Origin of the sequence: Thioalkalivibrio halophilus (assembly GCF_001995255.1) — a bacterium.
Taxonomy (GTDB): domain Bacteria; phylum Pseudomonadota; class Gammaproteobacteria; order Ectothiorhodospirales; family Ectothiorhodospiraceae; genus Thioalkalivibrio; species Thioalkalivibrio halophilus.
Genome location: NZ_MUZR01000005.1, coordinates 14,274 through 29,443, shown reverse-complemented (window position 1 = coordinate 29,443; position 15,170 = coordinate 14,274). Strand labels below are relative to the sequence as shown.

The 15,170-nt window shown below is 68.4% G+C and carries 18 protein-coding genes; 11 read left to right on the top strand and 7 right to left on the bottom strand.

Annotation, left to right across the window (positions count from 1 at the left end; genetic code table 11):
• Nucleotides 1-47: 47 nt before the first annotated feature.
• Genes B1A74_RS01655 through B1A74_RS01635 form a run of 5 tightly spaced genes read left to right on the top strand, consistent with a single transcriptional unit; the run spans nucleotide 48 to nucleotide 4,239 of the window.
• Nucleotides 48-509, top strand: coding sequence for a hypothetical protein (locus B1A74_RS01655; protein WP_077243580.1), 462 nt, complete (start codon nucleotides 48-50; stop codon nucleotides 507-509).
• Nucleotides 506-1,642 (top strand): FIST signal transduction protein, encoded by a 1,137-nt coding sequence (locus B1A74_RS01650; RefSeq protein ID WP_018947125.1) that lies wholly within the window; start codon nucleotides 506-508, stop codon nucleotides 1,640-1,642. Before B1A74_RS01655 ends, B1A74_RS01650 begins: the two co-directional genes overlap by 4 nt.
• A 21-nt stretch (nucleotides 1,643-1,663) precedes the next feature.
• Nucleotides 1,664-2,695 carry an NADP(H)-dependent aldo-keto reductase gene (locus B1A74_RS01645; protein ID WP_019590540.1) on the top strand — a complete coding sequence of 344 codons (1,032 nt, stop codon included), beginning with the start codon at nucleotides 1,664-1,666 and terminating at the stop codon, nucleotides 2,693-2,695.
• Between the two features lie 16 nt (nucleotides 2,696-2,711).
• The gene (locus B1A74_RS01640; RefSeq protein ID WP_077243579.1) at nucleotides 2,712-3,503 is read left to right on the top strand and encodes a TatD family hydrolase; all 792 of its coding nucleotides are present in this window, start codon (nucleotides 2,712-2,714) and stop codon (nucleotides 3,501-3,503) included.
• The gene (locus B1A74_RS01635) at nucleotides 3,490-4,239 is read left to right on the top strand and encodes a tRNA threonylcarbamoyladenosine dehydratase (RefSeq protein ID WP_018947122.1); all 750 of its coding nucleotides are present in this window, start codon (nucleotides 3,490-3,492) and stop codon (nucleotides 4,237-4,239) included. Before B1A74_RS01640 ends, B1A74_RS01635 begins: the two co-directional genes overlap by 14 nt.
• Nucleotides 4,240-4,426: 187 nt before the next feature.
• Here B1A74_RS01635 and B1A74_RS01630 read toward each other — a convergent pair whose 3' ends face one another.
• Entirely contained in the window at nucleotides 4,427-4,654 is a 228-nt protein-coding gene (locus B1A74_RS01630) for a hypothetical protein (RefSeq protein WP_018947121.1), read from the bottom strand.
• A gap of 148 nt (nucleotides 4,655-4,802) precedes the next feature.
• Here B1A74_RS01630 and coaD point away from each other — a divergent pair, with 148 nt between their 5' ends.
• The 3 genes from coaD to ggt are packed head-to-tail and all read left to right on the top strand — an operon-like array spanning nucleotide 4,803 to nucleotide 7,317.
• The gene (gene coaD / locus B1A74_RS01625) at nucleotides 4,803-5,291 is read left to right on the top strand and encodes a pantetheine-phosphate adenylyltransferase (RefSeq protein ID WP_018869035.1); all 489 of its coding nucleotides are present in this window, start codon (nucleotides 4,803-4,805) and stop codon (nucleotides 5,289-5,291) included.
• 37 nt (nucleotides 5,292-5,328) lie between these two features.
• Entirely contained in the window at nucleotides 5,329-5,580 is a 252-nt protein-coding gene (locus B1A74_RS01620) for a YfhL family 4Fe-4S dicluster ferredoxin (protein WP_018869036.1), read from the top strand.
• A 15-nt stretch (nucleotides 5,581-5,595) separates the two neighbouring features.
• The gene (gene ggt, locus B1A74_RS01615; RefSeq protein WP_077243578.1) at nucleotides 5,596-7,317 is read left to right on the top strand and encodes a gamma-glutamyltransferase; all 1,722 of its coding nucleotides are present in this window, start codon (nucleotides 5,596-5,598) and stop codon (nucleotides 7,315-7,317) included.
• Between the two features lie 14 nt (nucleotides 7,318-7,331).
• Here the strand turns inward: ggt and mutM are convergent, their stop codons facing one another.
• From mutM to B1A74_RS01600, 3 genes are read right to left on the bottom strand one after another with little or no spacing between them, the layout of a single operon-like run.
• Complete coding sequence (gene mutM, locus B1A74_RS01610; RefSeq protein ID WP_077243577.1) at nucleotides 7,332-8,159, bottom strand: bifunctional DNA-formamidopyrimidine glycosylase/DNA-(apurinic or apyrimidinic site) lyase; 828 nt, start codon at nucleotides 8,157-8,159, stop codon at nucleotides 7,332-7,334.
• Nucleotides 8,152-9,108, bottom strand: coding sequence for a chorismate transformation FkbO/Hyg5 family protein (locus B1A74_RS01605; RefSeq protein WP_018947118.1), 957 nt, complete (start codon nucleotides 9,106-9,108; stop codon nucleotides 8,152-8,154). Before B1A74_RS01605 ends, mutM begins: the two co-directional genes overlap by 8 nt.
• Nucleotides 9,105-10,328, bottom strand: coding sequence for an EAL and HDOD domain-containing protein (locus tag B1A74_RS01600; RefSeq protein WP_018947117.1), 1,224 nt, complete (start codon nucleotides 10,326-10,328; stop codon nucleotides 9,105-9,107). Before B1A74_RS01600 ends, B1A74_RS01605 begins: the two co-directional genes overlap by 4 nt.
• A 71-nt stretch (nucleotides 10,329-10,399) precedes the next feature.
• Here B1A74_RS01600 and B1A74_RS01595 point away from each other — a divergent pair, with 71 nt between their 5' ends.
• On the top strand, nucleotides 10,400-10,606 hold the full coding sequence (locus tag B1A74_RS01595; protein WP_018947116.1) for a DUF6967 family protein: 207 nt from the start codon (nucleotides 10,400-10,402) through the stop codon (nucleotides 10,604-10,606).
• Nucleotides 10,607-10,684: 78 nt separating this feature from the next.
• Here B1A74_RS01595 and rpmG read toward each other — a convergent pair whose 3' ends face one another.
• The gene (gene rpmG / locus B1A74_RS01590; RefSeq protein WP_018869042.1) at nucleotides 10,685-10,858 is read right to left on the bottom strand and encodes a 50S ribosomal protein L33; all 174 of its coding nucleotides are present in this window, start codon (nucleotides 10,856-10,858) and stop codon (nucleotides 10,685-10,687) included.
• Nucleotides 10,859-10,870: 12 nt separating this feature from the next.
• Nucleotides 10,871-11,107, bottom strand: coding sequence for a 50S ribosomal protein L28 (gene rpmB, locus B1A74_RS01585; RefSeq protein ID WP_024329587.1), 237 nt, complete (start codon nucleotides 11,105-11,107; stop codon nucleotides 10,871-10,873).
• Between the two features lie 173 nt (nucleotides 11,108-11,280).
• Here rpmB and B1A74_RS01580 point away from each other — a divergent pair, with 173 nt between their 5' ends.
• Nucleotides 11,281-12,150 carry a dienelactone hydrolase family protein gene (locus B1A74_RS01580; protein ID WP_077243576.1) on the top strand — a complete coding sequence of 290 codons (870 nt, stop codon included), beginning with the start codon at nucleotides 11,281-11,283 and terminating at the stop codon, nucleotides 12,148-12,150.
• A gap of 113 nt (nucleotides 12,151-12,263) precedes the next feature.
• Nucleotides 12,264-14,393, top strand: a complete 2,130-nt coding sequence (locus B1A74_RS01575; RefSeq protein WP_244269150.1) for a TonB-dependent receptor family protein — start codon at nucleotides 12,264-12,266, stop codon at nucleotides 14,391-14,393.
• On the opposite strand, the gene B1A74_RS01570 is transcribed toward B1A74_RS01575, so the two are convergent.
• Nucleotides 14,390-15,142, bottom strand: coding sequence for a rhomboid family intramembrane serine protease (locus B1A74_RS01570; RefSeq protein WP_018947113.1), 753 nt, complete (start codon nucleotides 15,140-15,142; stop codon nucleotides 14,390-14,392). The two genes, B1A74_RS01575 and B1A74_RS01570, sit on opposite strands and share 4 nt — an antisense overlap.
• Between the last annotated feature and the right edge of the window lie 28 nt (nucleotides 15,143-15,170).

Genomic DNA, 15,170 nt, shown 5'->3' with positions numbered 1-15,170 from the left:
GGTTTCGGATAGGATTGCTCGCCTGTTCCCGAAATAACGGAGTCGCCGTGTTCGGAATATTCGGCCCGCGCCCGGCCCGCCAGATGGAGCGTTTCCGTGCCCGCTACACCGGGCGTTCACTGGTCGTTCACCAGGGCTTTTCCGGTGACTGGCTGGAGGAGCTGCTCAAGCAGCCCGGAGGAGGCGGGCATTTCCGCATCGACAGCCGGCGCCTGCCGGCCGGCCAGCGGCCGACTCCGGTGGAATGGCTGGTGCAGACCCATATCCTGCCGCTGGACCTGCCGCAGCCGCTGTTCCTGGACATTCGCGAGGACGTGGTGCTGGCGCGGCATCTGGTGCGTGGCGAACATGTGGTCCATCCCTCGGAGATCGCCTGGTTCCTGGAGGAGCTGGACGAGCGTCATCATGCACGTCTGGAGTTTGTCGGGAACGAAGACATGCGGGCGGAGGTCGGTATTCCGGTCGAGGACAACGAGGCCCTCAGCATGCTGGAGCATCTCGGACTATGAGCGCGACCGAACCTTTCCTCTGTGCCAGTGCCACAGGCGACGAGCCCCGGACACTGGCCGCCGAACTCGCCGGTCAGCTTGGCGAGCTGTCGCCGGCCCCGGACGGCCGCGTGCGCGTGGGTTTCATCTGCATCTCCGACGAGATCGCGCGTAACGCCCGGCTGCTGCTGCGCGAGCTGCGCAAGAAGGCCCCCATCGATCACTTCGTCGGCGGCATGGGGATCGCGGTCATGGGCCGCGAGCACGAGTATTACGACGATCCCGCCGTCACCCTGATGGTCGGGGAGTTGCCGGCGGACTCCGTGCGCCTGATCCGGCATCCGGTGCGCTCCTTCGATGAACTGACCCGGGCCCTTGAGGGCTTTGTCGATCCGGCCACGCCGGCGCGACTGATTCTCAACGCCGATCCGCGCCTGGAAGACGTCGAGGGGATCCTGACCCGTATCGGCGAAGAGACCGCATGGTTCGCGACCGGCGGGATCAACTCCGGCGCGGACGACGCGGTCCAGATCGCCGATGGCGTGATGAGCTCGGGCATCACCGGCCTCGTGCTGCGCGACGACGTGCCGCTGGTGGCCCGCCACACCCAGGGCTGCACGCCGCTGCCCGGGCAGCACGAACTGACCGAGACCTGGCGCAACATCATCGTCCGCCTTAATGGCGAACCGGCACTGCCGGCGTTCCGGCGGATCATCGGCGACGTGCTTTCGCGCGATCTGAAGCGGGCCCTGGGGTACATCCAGATCGGGTTCCCCATCCCCGGATCGGATACCGGGGACTATCGCGTGCGCAATATCACCGGCGTCGATATGGACCAGGAGCTACTGGCCGTGGGCGAGACCCTGGAGCAGGGGTCACGGGTGCTGTTCGTGCGCCGCGACGGCCAGTCGGCGCACGAGGACCTGGAGCGCATGCTGCAGCAGATCCGTGAGCAGTGCCCGGAAGGGATCCGCGGGGCGATCTACGTGTCCTGTCTGGGGCGCGGACGGCATCAGTTCGTGCACGCGGACGTCGAGCTGGGCACCGTGCAGCGGGCCCTGGGGGGCGTGCCGCTGGTGGGCTTCTTCGCCAACGGTGAAATCTTTTCCAACCGTCTGTACGCCTATACAGGCGTGCTGACACTGTTTACTTGAATCCGTCGCAGGGGGATGGTCATGGAATACCGCAAGCTGGGACGCACCGGCATCGACGTGAGCCTGATCGGCCTGGGCACCATGACCTGGGGCGAGCAGAACACCGAGGCTGAAGCCTTCGAGCAGCTGGACTATGCGCTGGAGCGCGGCATCAACCTGATTGACGCGGCGGAGATGTACCCGGTGCCGCCGCGGGCCGAGACCCAGGGGCTGACCGAGCGCTACATCGGCAACTGGCTGCGCTCGCGCGGCTGCCGCGACCGCGTGGTGCTGGCCTCCAAGGTCGCCGGGCCGGGCATGGACTATCTGCGCGGCGGCACGCAGCTGACCCGCGAGCACGTCGAACAGGCGGTGGATGCCAGCCTCGAACGCCTGCAGACCGACTGCATCGACCTCTATCAGGTGCACTGGCCGGCGCGCTCGACCAATTTCTTCGGCAAGCTGGGCTACGTCCACGATCCGGACGACCGGGCCACGCCGATCGAGGAGACCGCCGCCGCGCTGAAGGACGTGGTCGCCAGCGGGCGGGTGCGCTACATCGGCATCTCCAACGAGACGCCCTGGGGTTTCATGGAATGGCTGCGCCAGCACGAGCGCGGGCTGGCCGAGCGCATCGTTTCCATCCAGAACCCCTACAGCCTGCTGAACCGCAGCTTCGAGGCCGGTCTCGCCGAGATGGCGATCCGCGAGGATGCGGGCCTGCTGGCCTACTCCCCGCTGGCCTTCGGCATGCTCTCCGGCAAGTACCGCGAGGGGCGCAAGCCCGAGGGGGCGCGGCTGACGCTGTACGAGCGCTTCCAGCGCTACAGCAACCCGCAGGCGCTGGCGTCCACCGAGGAATACGCCCGGCTGGCCGAGAGCCATGGCCTGACGCCGACCCAGCTGGCGCTGGCCTTCGTCAACCGGCAGCCGTTCGTGACCAGCAACCTGATCGGTGCGACCACCATGGAACAGCTGCGCGAGAACATCGACTCGGTGAACGTGGCCCTGTCCGACGAGATCCTGCAGGCCATCGAGGACATCCACGCCCGCTACACCTACCCCAGCCCATAGCCCGGGGGCCGGCGGCGTGGAACTGTTCGACACCCACGTCCATCTCGATCTGGATCCGTTCGATCCGGACCGCCCGGCGGTGCTGGATCGCGCCCGCGCCGCCGGGGTCACGCAGATGGTCCTGCCCGGCGTGACCCGTGACCGCTGGGCGGACATGGATGCCCTGGCTCGCCGCGAGCCGGGGCTGTATGTGGCCCGCGGCCTGCATCCGGTGTTTCTCGAACAGCACGCCGACGCGGATCTGGACGCCCTGGACGCCGCCCTGGATGCCGATCCACAGGCGGTGGCGGTGGGCGAGACCGGGCTTGATGGCTTCGTGGCGGAGCTCGACTTCGATACCCAGTGGCGGTTCTACACCGCGCAGCTGGCCATCGCGCATAACCACGACCTGCCGGTGATCCTGCACTGCCGGCGCGCGGTGGACGCGATTCTCAAGGGGCTGCGCCAGCACCCGGGCGTGACCGCCATCCTGCACAGCTTCTCCGGCAGCGAACAGCAGGCGCGACAGGCGGTGGATCGGGGCTGCGTGCTGGGGTTCGGCGGGCCGGTGACCTTCGATCGTGCGCGGCGCCTGCAGCGGATCGTGCGCGACCTGCCGGAGGAAGCCCTGGTGCTGGAGACCGACGCCCCGGACCAGCCGCTGGCCGGGCATCGCGGCGAGCGCAACGAACCGGCGATGATCGCCGGGGTCAACGCGGCCGTGGCGCGTTTGCGCAACACGGACCCCGTCAGTACCGCTATACTCACAACCCGGAATGCACGCCGGGTTTTCCGGCTGGATACGGTCCGGACCAATGAGCGGCACTGACGAACTGCCACACGACGCCTATACCGAACGCACCGATCTCCTGCTGGGGGCGGATGTCACTGCCGGCCTGCGCGACCGGCATGTCTTCATTGCCGGGCTGGGCGGGGTTGGCAGCTATGCCGCGGAGGCCGTCGCCCGTGCCGGGGTCGGCCGCATGACCCTGGTCGACCACGATGTGGTCGCGCCGTCCAATCTCAATCGCCAGCTGGTGGCCCTGCGCTCCACGGTGCAGCATCCCAAGACCGACGTGATGGCCGAACGCATCCGCGACATCGATCCGGGGATCGCGGTGACCGTGCGGCGCGAATTCCTCAACCCGGACACGGTCGCGGAGCTGATCCCGGAGGATGCCGATTACGTGCTGGACGCGATCGATTCCATCGCCTGCAAGGCGGCGCTGGTGGCCGGCGCGCAGGCCCGCGGGGTGCGGGTGATCTCGGCCATGGGGGCCGGCGGCCGTATCGACCCGCGCGCGGTGCGCGTGGGGCCGCTGGACGGCACCCGGGTGTGCCCGCTGGCGCGGCAGATGCGCAAGCGCCTGCGCCGGCTGGATGCGCGGCTGGATTATCCGGTGGTGTTCTCCATCGAGAACCCGAGCAAGGGCACCGAGCACCGGCCGGTGGACGGGCCGCTGGGCGGGCGGCCGCGCTCGGTGAACGGCACCATCTCCTATTTGCCGGCGCTGTTCGGCCTGACCGCAGCCGGCGAGGTGATTCGCAGTCTGATCGACCGCTGAGGCTGGCTCGTTCGCCTGCAAGCAGGCTCCCACCTTCCTGTCGAGTAGATCGTGGGGATCACGGCGAAGCCCATCGCGCCTCGTTCGCCTGCAAGCAGGCTCCTACCTTTCCGGTTGCATCACCCCGTCGCCCCATCAATCCCTCTGTGGGAGCGTGCTCGCACGCGAACCCTCGGGGTCGGGGTGTTCAGCCCTTGCGCCGCTTGCGGCTTTCCTCGGCGTGCTTGAGCACCAGGGCGAGGTTCTGTTTTTCCACCTCGGTCACCTGCGGGTCCTGGTTCACGGCCTGGCGCAGGTGCCCGATCAGCTGATCCAGTTCCTCGCGGCTGATCTGCTGGAAGTTGAAGCCGCCGCCGTAACGGGATTCCAGTTCGTCCCAGTAGTCGGCCAGCGGCGGGCGGTAGTCGTCGGTCATGCGTGTCTCCCGGTCGGCCCGGCGTGAATGTGGGCCGCAGTGTAGCCCTTTGCCCGGCGTCTGTCGGCCCGCCGGCGACCGGCGAGTTTCCCTCGGGCGGCGGGTTGCGGTGTAATGGCGCCCCCGAACCGGACTGTCTGCGAGCCGCATGCCGATTACCGCCATCTATCCCGGGACCTTCGATCCCGTTACTCACGGGCACACCGACATCGTGCGTCGCGGCGCCTGCCTGTTCGACCGGGTGGTGGTGGCGGTGGCCGCGAACCCCGGCAAGAGCCCGGCGTTCCCGCTGGAGACCCGCGTGGAACAGACCCGCGAGGCGCTGAAGGACGTTCCGCGGGTGGAGGTGATCGGGTTCGACTCCCTGCTGGCCCATTTCGTGCGCGAACAGCAGGCCACGGTGATCCTGCGCGGCCTGCGTGCGGTTTCCGACTTCGAGCACGAATTCCAGCTGGCCGCGATGAACCGCCAGCTGGCGCCGGAGGTCGAAACTCTGTTCCTGACACCCGCCGAGGAATACAGCTTTGTCTCGTCCAGTCTGGTACGGGAAATCGCGCGCCTGGGCGGCGATGTCTCAAAATTCGTGAGCCCCGGGGTGGCGCGCATGCTGGCCCGGGATCCCGGGGTGGCCGACTGACCGCTCGCACCCCTTCCTGGCCCGAGGAGGAAAAGCCATGGCCCTGATGATCACCGACGAATGCATCAATTGTGACGTCTGCGAACCCGAGTGCCCGAACGAGGCCATCTACCCGGGCGACGAGATCTACGAGATCGATCCCAACCTGTGCACCGAGTGCGTGGGGCATTACGACGAGCCGCAGTGCCAGCAGGTCTGCCCGGTGGACTGCATCCCCCTGGATCCGGATCACAAGGAGACCCGCGAGCAGCTGATGACGAAATACGAAGCCCTGATGGCGGCGAAGTAGCCGGGGCGGCCCGTTATGCGTCGCCATCTCCTGTCAGCCGCCGCGCTACTCGGCCTGCTCGCGGCCCCGCTGGCTGCCCCGGTCGTTGCCGGGCCCGCGGACACGCCCGGCGAACACGCCGTCGTCACCGCCCACCCCGAGGCCACCGCGGCCGGCGAGGCGATCCTCGCTGACGGCGGCAATGCGTTCGACGCAGCGGTGGCGATCACTGCGGCGCTGGGCGTGGCGGAGCCCTACGGCTCCGGGCTCGGCGGCGGGGGCTTCTTTCTGCTGCACGAGGCGCACAGCGACCGCACGCTGATGCTGGATGCGCGCGAGACCGCGCCCGCCGCGGCCGATCGCGACATGTACCTGGACGAGGACGGCGAGGTCATCGACGGGCTGTCGCTGGACGGGGTGCTGGCGGCGGGTATCCCGGGGATGCCGGCGGGGATGGATCATCTGGCGACGGAATACGGTGCACTGTCGCTGGAGCGCAGCCTGGCCCCGGCGATCCGCCTGGCGGAGGAAGGCGTGACCGTCGGGCCGCGTTATCAGCAGATGGCCGAGTTCCGGCATCAGGCGCTGCGCGACGGCGCCGATGCCGCAGGGATCTTCCTGCGCGATGGCGGGCCGCCGGAGGCCGGCACGGAGCTGGTGCAGCCGGATCTGGCCGGCACCCTGCGGCGCCTCGCCGCCGAGGGCCGCGACGGCTTCTACACCGGCGAGCTGGCGCAGACCCTGGTGGAGGGCGTGCGCGAGGCCGGAGGGATCTGGAGCACCGAGGACCTCGCGGGTTATGAGGTGGTGGAGCGCGAACCGGTGCGCCTGGAGTGGAACGGCACCGAGATCGTGACCGCCGCGCCGCCGTCCTCCGGGGGTGTGGCCATCGGCCAGATCCTCAACATCCTGTCCTTCCACGATCTGGACGCGATGGAGGAGGACGCCCGCATCCACCTGATCCTGGAGGCGATGCGCCGGGCCTACCGTGACCGCGCCGAGTACCTGGGTGATCCGGATCATGTCGACATGCCGCTGCAGCGGCTGCTGTCACGTGACTATGCCGCCGGCCTGCGCGCCGGTATCCACCCCGACCAGGCGACCCCCAGCGACAGCCTGCCGCCGGTGGTGGAGCCGGAGAACCGTCCCGGGACCGATGGCGCGGCGGAGAGCCCGCAGACCACGCATTTCTCGGTGATGGACGCCGAGGGCAACCGCGTGGCCGCGACCCTGACGCTGAACTACCCGTTCGGCTCCGGCTACGTGGTCCCGGGGACCGGCGTCCTGCTGAACAACGAGATGGATGACTTCTCCGCCAAGCCGGGCGAGCCCAACGCCTACGGCCTGATCGGCTTCGAGGCCAATGCCATCGCCCCGCAGCGGCGGCCACTGTCGTCCATGAGCCCCACCTTCGTGGACACCGGCGATCGCGTGGCCATCCTCGGCACGCCCGGGGGCAGCCGCATCATCACCATGGTGCTGCACGGCATCCTCGGCGTGGTCGACGGTCAGCCGATCGACGAGGTGGTGGAGGCCCCGCGCTGGCACCACCAGTACCTGCCCGACCGGGTCGAATTCGAGACCGGGGCCTTCGACACCGAGCTGCGCGGCAAGCTGGTGCAGCGCGGCCATCGTCTGACCCCGCAGGTGCGCCCGTTCGGCGACATGCAGGCGGTGCTGTGGGAGCGCGAGGCCGGACGGCTGGAGGCGGCTTCGGATCCGCGCGGCGAGGGCGAGGCGCGCGTCTTCGGCCGCTGAGCCGCTGAGCCGGGTCAGCGCTGGCAGCTCGGGCAGTAGGCGCTGGCCCGCTGGCCCACGCTGCGGGTGCGGATCGGCGTGCCGCAGACCCGGCAGGGCTCCCCGGCGCGGCCGTAGACCTGCAGCTCCTGACGGAAATAGCCGTGGCTGCCATCCTCGCGCAGGAAATCGCGCAGGGTCGTGCCGCCACGCTCGATGGCAGCGGCGAGTACGGCCTTTACGTGTTCGGCCAGGCGCTGGTATTCCGCGCGGGTCACGCGGCCGGCCGCGCGGCCGGGGCGCACACCCGCCAGAAACAGTGCCTCGGTGGCGTAGATGTTGCCAACGCCGACCACCGTGGCCTGATCCATCAGAAAGGCCTTGACCGGGCCGCGGCGGCCGCGGCTGCGCCGGAACAGGTAGTCGCCGTCCATGTCCGCCTCCAGCGGTTCCGGCCCCAGACCCTCCAGCAGCGGATGGGTGGCGGGGCCGCCGTCCGGCGCGGGGTCGAGTGGCAGGCAGCAGCCGAAGCGCCGCGGATCGTGCAGACGGATCTCGCTGCCGCTGTCGAGGACCAGACTCAGGTGATCGTGACGCCGTAGCGGCGTGTCCGGCGTACAGTGGCGCAGGCTGCCGGACATCCCCAGATGCAGCAGCAGCCCGGTGGCATCGGTATCCAGCAGCAGGTATTTGGCCCGCCGCCGCAGGCCGCGCACGGTGGCGCCGGCGATCCGCGCCGGGAGATCCGCCGGGACCGGCCAGCGCAGGCGCGCGTCGCGAATTTCGAGTTGCAGGATGCGCCGTTCGCGAAGCAGGGGTTCGAGGCCGCGCCGGGTGGTCTCCACCTCCGGCAGCTCAGGCATGCACGCCCTCGATCTCGATCAGCAGTTCCTGGCGGCAGACATCGCCGCGTACCCATTGCACCGGCGGGGTGCGGGCACCGTAGTGCTCGCGCAGGATCGCCTCCACGGCATCGCGATGCTCCGGGTGGCGCAGGTAGACCCGCAGCCAGCGCAGTCCGGGCAGATCGGCGCCGCCCTCGGCGTGCAGGGTGTCCAGGTTGGCCAGGGTCTCGCGGGTCTGCGCGGCGATATCACCCGGATGCCGGCTCTCGTGCCCGGTGATGCTGGCGGTGCCGGAGATCAGCAGCATCGGGCCGCGCGGCGTCTCGATGCGGGTGGCACGGGCAAAGCTGGGGCTCTTCGGACTGTAGCGTTCGGGATAGTGGTACGCGCTGACCTGGCGCGGGTTCTCCACCGGGGTTCCGGGTTCGCGCGCGGCGATCGCATGCACGAACAGGCCGGCGTGGTCGGACCCGATCGCGGTGGCGGCGGGCATGCCGCCCAGGGGGATCTCCAGGGCCTCCAGGGCCTCGGCGCGCCCGGTGCAGAAGGCCTGATAGCGTTCGAGCCCCTTCTCCGGCTCGTGGATGCGGCCGAAGAAGTTCCACATGCGCAGCAGGTACGGATAACCCGCCTCGCGGCAGGCCGCGACCAGGTCCCGGTATACGTCCCGGGTGCGTTCGCGCAGGTCGTCGTCGGGGCCTTCACGCGCAATGAACAGGACGTCGCCGCAGACCCTCCGGTAAAGGCCCCCTTCTCCGGACGGGGCATTGCTCGCCGCCCCGGCGAACCAGCGCTCCTCCGGTGGGGCGGGATCCAGCGAGGCCAGCCCCGGGTCGATCGCCAGGGTCGTGCCGTTCGCTCCCGCGCAGCGGATACCCGGATCGTTCGCGGGCCGCAGGCTCAGGCCTGCGGGCTCTGCGGATGCGGTATCCGCCGGTATCAGGCGTGTATCCAGATCAATGGTCATGTGCTGCTCGCTCCCTGCATCTCCACCAGCATGCTCTCCGTCCAGCGTACCGCTTCCATGTACAGTCGCCCGGCGACCTGGGGCGACACCGGTGAAACCTCGAACGGGAACCGCCGGTCCGGGTCCTCGAAGGTCTCGATGATCCGGGGTACGGCGCCCAGCTCGCCGCTTTGCTCCAGCAGAGCGTCCTCCATTGCCGGGCTCAGGTTGAGTTCGCCGAGCACCCGGTGCAGCGGAATGCCCAGCACCCGGTCCAGCCCCGACAGCAGGCCGAGGGTGAAGTAGCGCTCGGACTCGTTCGGTACGCCCGAGGGCGCGGCCAGCAGTGCGGCCATGCGCGCCCGGATCATGACCTGCTCCAGGCCCTGGCGCTGCGGGGTGCTGGTGCGCAGGGCGGCAACCATCGCCAGCGAGCGCACGCGGTCGGTCCCCAGCAGCATGATCGCCTCGCGCAGGGTCTCGATCGGACGGCGGTGACGCAGCAGCGGGCTGTTGGCCTGGCGCAGCACATGGATGGCCAGGTCGGGGTGGGCATTGATCTGCACAGCCAGCTGCTCGGCCGACATCTCCGGGTCCTGCAGTTTCTCGATCAGTTGCAGCAGGCCGACTTCCAGCTGCTCCAGGCGCTGGCCCTCCACCACGTTGGGGTAGGACAGGAAAAAGCCCTGGTAATACACGAAGCCGAGTTCCCGGCAGGTCTCGTAGGTGGCTGCATCCTCGACCTTCTCGGCGAGCAGCTCCACGTCGAACGGCCGCAGGCGCTCGAGCTCCGCGCGCAGGCCGGGACCGTCGAAGGCGAGCAGGTCGAGTTTCACGATATCCGCCAGCTCGATCAGCGGCGAATCCTGTTCGCGGAACTGGTAGTCGTCCAGGGCGATGCGAAAGCCGAGTTCTTTCAGGCGGCGAACCGCGGCGATCACCTCGTCGTCCACCACGATGTCCTCGAGGATCTCGAGCACTACCTGTTCGGGCGGCAGGCTGAGCAGGACCTCGTGATCCAGAAATCCGCGCGGCAGATTGACGAAGGCCAGATGGTCCCCGACAAGGTTCTTCATGCCAATGTCGATGAAGGCGCTGTGCAGCAGGTCGGAGGTCGCCAGATCTCCGTCCACCACGTTTGCCTCGCTGGCGTTGGCCCCGGCCCGGAACAACAGTTCGAACCCGATGATGCGTTCCTCGCCATCGAAAATGGGTTGCCGTCCGACAAATATTGGCTGCATGCTTATTGTCTGCAAACGATGTGGATCGGTCCTTCCTGCGGGACACGGGCCGCAACAAGAGGAAACGCGACATGGATTCCATCAACGCGCCGTTCGGGGAGATCGTGGAGCTGCGCCAGATCCTGCACGACTCCGGGATGCCCCTGTTGCGGGTCATTATCCGCGATGGCGAACGCTACACCAAGATCGAACTGGATCCGGCCACGGCCCATCGCTGGGGCAAGCTGATGACCCGCTGGGCCGAAGACGTGGTGGAGGCGCAGGGCGACGGCAGCTGACACCGCCCCGGCCGAAGTCCGGCCACAAAAAAGCCCGGCATGGCCGGGCTTTTTTCATGCGCGCGCGACGGGCCGCGCTTACTTGATCTTGGCTTCCTTGTACATCACGTGCTGGCGGATGACGGGATCGAACTTCTTGATCTCCATCTTTTCGGGCATGTTCCGCTTGTTCTTGGACGTGGTGTAGAAGTGACCCGTGCCGGCGCTGGAGACCAGCCGGATCTTTTCGCGCCCCTGATTCTTGGCTGCCATCGTGCTGCCTCCTTAGACCTTTTCGCCGCGGGCCCGGCAGTCGGCCAGGACTGCCTCGATGCCGCGCTTGTCGATGATGCGCATGCCCTTGCTGCTCAGGCGCAGCTTCACGAACCGCTTTTCGCTTTCCACCCAGAAACGATGGGTGTGCAGGTTCGGCAGGAAGCGACGCCGCGTCTTCCGCTGGGAATGCGAGACATTGTTACCGGTAGCCGGGCGCTTGCCCGTCACCTGACATACTCGGGACATCGGGGCTACTCCAGATGTTCGGGTCGGGACGAAAGATCGCGGATACTAGCGGATACCGGGCCCGGGCGCAAGGGTCGGGCGTCATGGACGGCGAAGGCGGTCCGTTGCGTCTATCTTTCGATGCAAAGTGAACCATGAGCTGCAACCAGCGGGGGAAGAGCATGAAGGGAGCGATGGTACGGGGTATCGCGGGCGCGTTTCTGGCCGGCATGATGGCGGGGCCGCTCGCGGCCGACGAGGCGCAGACCGGCGACGGCCAGTGGTGGTGGGACGATGGCTGGTGGCAGGAAGGCCAGCTGAATCCCGACATCGAGAACTACGAGGTCGAGGTCGAACGCCTGGAATACGAGCGTGACGACGTGATCGTTCCGGCGATGGTCGCGCGCCCGGCCGACGGCGAGGACTATCCGGCCATCCTGTGGTCGCACGGGCGGCGCGGGCTGGACCATCTGGCCGAGCTGCACGTGAAACGCCTCGCCGCACGCGGATTCGTGGTGCTGGCGCCGGACCTCTATACCGGTCGTTTCATCGAGACCCACCCGCTGGATCACGACTACGAACTGGAAGGGGATCTGGACCGCGGTCTGGACGAGCTGCTCGCGCGGGAAGACATCCTCGGCGACCGCGCCTGCCTGGTGTCGATCACCCGGGGCGGGTACAAGACCCTCAAGGTCGCGGTGACCCATGAACGCCAGGTGGACGACGTGGCCTGCTGGGCGGGCTATTACCCGCATGTGCAGGACCCCAACCTGGGCGAACCCCACCAGGTGTATCGCTATGCCAGCGAATTCAATCAGCTGGAGATCCCGGTGATGATCCTGATCGGCGACGAGGAGCAGTACCAGCGCCACCGTACGGCGAAGATGGCCGCCGACGGGCTCAAGGATCGTGGTGGCGACGTCACGTGGATCGAATACCCGGGTGTGGGTCGCGGCTTCGACTTCCGCAACGGCGACAACCGCACCTTTGCCGATGACCTGGCTGCGCGCGATGCCATGGTCCGCGTGACCCGCTTCGTCAACGAGCACCTGCGCAAAGAGTGAGCGCAGCGGGGAATGTCCTGCTCCGTGAGAGGCGTTCCGGGTCGGTGTGGCTGACGCGTGATTCTGGAGGCGCGGCGATGACGGAGAGCACGGTGCGGGGCCTCGCCGAAGTCATGGGGGCCGGCCCGATGGCGCGTTTGTTTTTTCTGATGTTGCCGGCCCTGGGTGTGTCCGGTCTGGCGGTCCCGGCGGCCGCGGCCGGCGACGATGTGCCGGTGCTGGATCCGGTGGAGGTGTCGGCGCCGCGGCTGACGACGCCGCTGGCGGAGCTGCCGGCCTCGGTCAGCCGGGTGGACGGGCGTCAGGCCACCGAGGGGCGCCAGGGGCTGCAGCTGGACGAGGCCCTGAATCGCGTTCCGGGGGTGTTCGCGCAGAACCGCCACAACTTCGCGCAGGATGTGCGCATCTCCATCCGCGGGTTCGGTTCCCGCGCTCCGTTCGGCGTGCGCGGGCTGCGCATCCTGCAGGACGGGATCCCCGAGACCACGCCGGACGGGCAGTCGCAGGTGGATGCGATCGACCTGCTGAACATCCGCGACATCGAGGTGCTGCGCGGGCCAAGCGCGGCGCTGTACGGCAATGCCTCGGGCGGGGTGATCTCGATCCGCACCCGTGACGGCAGCGAGCCCCGCGGGCATGGCGGCGGGGTGCTGGCGGGCTCGCACGGTTTCCGCCGGCTGGAGGCGACCAGCGAGGCGGATCTCGGCGAACACCGCTACTCGCTGACCGCGCACGATTTCCGCATGGATGGTTATCGGGACCAGTCGCGGGCGGAAAAGCGCTATCTGCGCCTGCATACGGCAAGCGAACTGGGCGACGGCACGCTGCGTGCCCACCTGCGCTACCTGGACGCCCCGCGCACCGACGACCCGGGCGGGCTGACCCGCGACGAGCTGCGCGCGAACCGGCGCCAGGCCGCCCCGAACGCCGAGTCGCTGGATGCGACCCAGGAGGCCGAACAGCTGACCGCCGGGCTGCGCTGGGAGCAGCCGGTGGGTGAGCTGGATCTGCGCGTCGGCGGATTCTGGACGCAGCGCGACTACGACCAGCAGCTGCCGTTCCCGGGGTCGAGCCGGGTGGCCTACGAGCGGGACTTCTACGGGCTGAATGCCCAGCTGGAGGGCGATCTCGGGCCGACGCGCTGGCTGGCGGGCGTGGATCTGGAGGAACAGCGCGACGAGCGGACGCGACGCTGTTCCGCCGGACAGCTGTTCGACCGTGATCCCGAGGAAGATGACGAGGCTCCCGGTTGTTCCGCGGACCCGAATGATCCCGTCACCAACCTTGCCCTGGAACAGACCGAACGTGCCCGTACGCGTGGCGCCTTCCTGCATACCGATACCCTGCTGGGCGAGGACTGGAACCTGGTGCTGGGGGCGCGCCACGATCGTATTCGTTTCAGCATCGATGATGACTTTTCCGAGGAGGTCGGCGAGCCGGATCGTTCGGATGGGCGCACCTTCCGCGAGGAGAGCCTGATGGCGGGGCTGGTGTGGCATTTCCGCCCGGGACAGCGGGCGTGGGTGAACGTGGCCACCAATTTCGAGACCCCGACCTTCACGGAATTTGCCAATCCCGAAGGGGACGGTTCCAGGGGCGGTTTCAACCCGGACCTGGAACCGCAGAAGGCTCGCAGCCTGGAACTGGGCTGGCGCGGGGAACAGGGTGCGTTCGGCTGGGAGGCGGTGCTCTGGAGCACGCGGGTGCGCGACGAGATCACGCCCTTCCAGATCGAGGGCGAAGGGGACCGGGACTTCTACACCAATGCCGGTCGCACCGCGCGCGACGGGCTGGAGCTGGCGCTGGACTGGCAGGCGACGCCGCAATGGACCCTGAGCAGCGCCTTCACCCTCAATCATTTCCGCTTTCGAAAATACGAAGACGTCGACGGCGTGCGCCACGACGGCAATCGGCTGCCCGGACTGCCGCGCGAACAGCTGTTCCTGGAGGCCGACTGGCGCGAGGGTCCCTGGTTCGTCACCGTGGATGCGCTGCACGCCGGGGCGCGTTACGCCGACGACGCCAACGACGAGCGTGTCGGCTCGCAGACCACGGTCAACCTGCGGGCCGGGCGCGAGTGGACGCGCAACGGCGCGAACATCGAGACCTTCGTCGGTGCGGACAACCTTCTGGATGCCGACAACATCGACAACGTGCGTATCAACGCAAACTTCGGACGGCATTACGAACCCGCCCCGGGGCTGACCCTGCGCGCGGGTCTGCGGGTGACCTTCGGGGATTAATCCCGACGGTCGGGCGGGTCGTCGGGGCCGTGCTCGTCGCGGGGACGGGGCGGTTCGATCTCGTCCAGGCGGCCCTGCTCGATCTTGCGCAGGGTCTCCGCGTCGGTGGGGTCGTCGGGGTCTTCTTCCCAGGCATAGCGCTGCACCGCCGGGAACGCGTCACGGCGATAAAGGAACCACCCGCAGACCGCACCCACGGTGCCGCCGAACAGGTGCGCCTCGAACGACACCCCGGGGGTGGTCGGGAACACCCCCCAGAACATGCTGCCGTAGAGGAACAGCACGATGATCGTCAGCGCGATGGACAGCGCATCGCGGCGGCGGATGCCGATGACCACGGCAAAGAACATCAGGCCGTGGGTCAGGCCGCTGGCGCCGATGTGCAGGCCCTCGCGGGCGAACAGCCAGACCCCCAGCCCGCCCATGATCCAGATCAGCGGGACCGCGGTGCGCGTGGCCTGCGGGAAGCCGTAGAGCGTGAGGATGCCCAGCACCCACAGGGTGGGGGCGTTGGCCATCAGGTGCCCCCAGGATCCGTGGATCAGGGGCGAGGTGAAGATCCCCAGCGCGCCGACGCCGTCGCGCGGCAGGATGCCCAGACGCGAGAAATCCGCGCCCAGCAGTTCCTGCAGGGCGTGGATCAGGACCAGGGCCATCACCCCGACGAAGGGCCACAGCAGCGCGCGCCGGAAGCGTTCGCGATCGGCCGCGGGATCCGTCGGGGGTGCCGGGCGTCGCAGGTTCAGCATCGAACAAGACTGCCACGGGGGCGTGACG

Excerpts from the sequence above, each read along its gene's own strand:
- B1A74_RS01650 (WP_018947125.1), top strand. The coding sequence starts at position 506 with ATGAGCGCGACCGAACCTTTCCTCTGTGCCAGTGCCACAGGCGACGAG.
- B1A74_RS01645 (WP_019590540.1), top strand. The coding sequence starts at position 1,664 with ATGGAATACCGCAAGCTGGGACGCACCGGCATCGACGTGAGCCTGATC.
- B1A74_RS01635 (WP_018947122.1), top strand. The coding sequence starts at position 3,490 with ATGAGCGGCACTGACGAACTGCCACACGACGCCTATACCGAACGCACC.
- B1A74_RS01630 (WP_018947121.1), bottom strand. The coding sequence starts at position 4,654 with ATGACCGACGACTACCGCCCGCCGCTGGCCGACTACTGGGACGAACTG.
- coaD (WP_018869035.1), top strand. The coding sequence starts at position 4,803 with ATGCCGATTACCGCCATCTATCCCGGGACCTTCGATCCCGTTACTCAC.
- B1A74_RS01620 (WP_018869036.1), top strand. The coding sequence starts at position 5,329 with ATGGCCCTGATGATCACCGACGAATGCATCAATTGTGACGTCTGCGAA.
- ggt (WP_077243578.1), top strand. The coding sequence starts at position 5,596 with ATGCGTCGCCATCTCCTGTCAGCCGCCGCGCTACTCGGCCTGCTCGCG.
- mutM (WP_077243577.1), bottom strand. The coding sequence starts at position 8,159 with ATGCCTGAGCTGCCGGAGGTGGAGACCACCCGGCGCGGCCTCGAACCC.
- B1A74_RS01605 (WP_018947118.1), bottom strand. The coding sequence starts at position 9,108 with ATGACCATTGATCTGGATACACGCCTGATACCGGCGGATACCGCATCC.
- B1A74_RS01600 (WP_018947117.1), bottom strand. The coding sequence starts at position 10,328 with ATGCAGCCAATATTTGTCGGACGGCAACCCATTTTCGATGGCGAGGAA.
- B1A74_RS01595 (WP_018947116.1), top strand. The coding sequence starts at position 10,400 with ATGGATTCCATCAACGCGCCGTTCGGGGAGATCGTGGAGCTGCGCCAG.
- rpmG (WP_018869042.1), bottom strand. The coding sequence starts at position 10,858 with ATGGCAGCCAAGAATCAGGGGCGCGAAAAGATCCGGCTGGTCTCCAGC.
- rpmB (WP_024329587.1), bottom strand. The coding sequence starts at position 11,107 with ATGTCCCGAGTATGTCAGGTGACGGGCAAGCGCCCGGCTACCGGTAAC.
- B1A74_RS01580 (WP_077243576.1), top strand. The coding sequence starts at position 11,281 with ATGGTACGGGGTATCGCGGGCGCGTTTCTGGCCGGCATGATGGCGGGG.
- B1A74_RS01575 (WP_244269150.1), top strand. The coding sequence starts at position 12,264 with ATGGGGGCCGGCCCGATGGCGCGTTTGTTTTTTCTGATGTTGCCGGCC.
- B1A74_RS01570 (WP_018947113.1), bottom strand. The coding sequence starts at position 15,142 with ATGCTGAACCTGCGACGCCCGGCACCCCCGACGGATCCCGCGGCCGAT.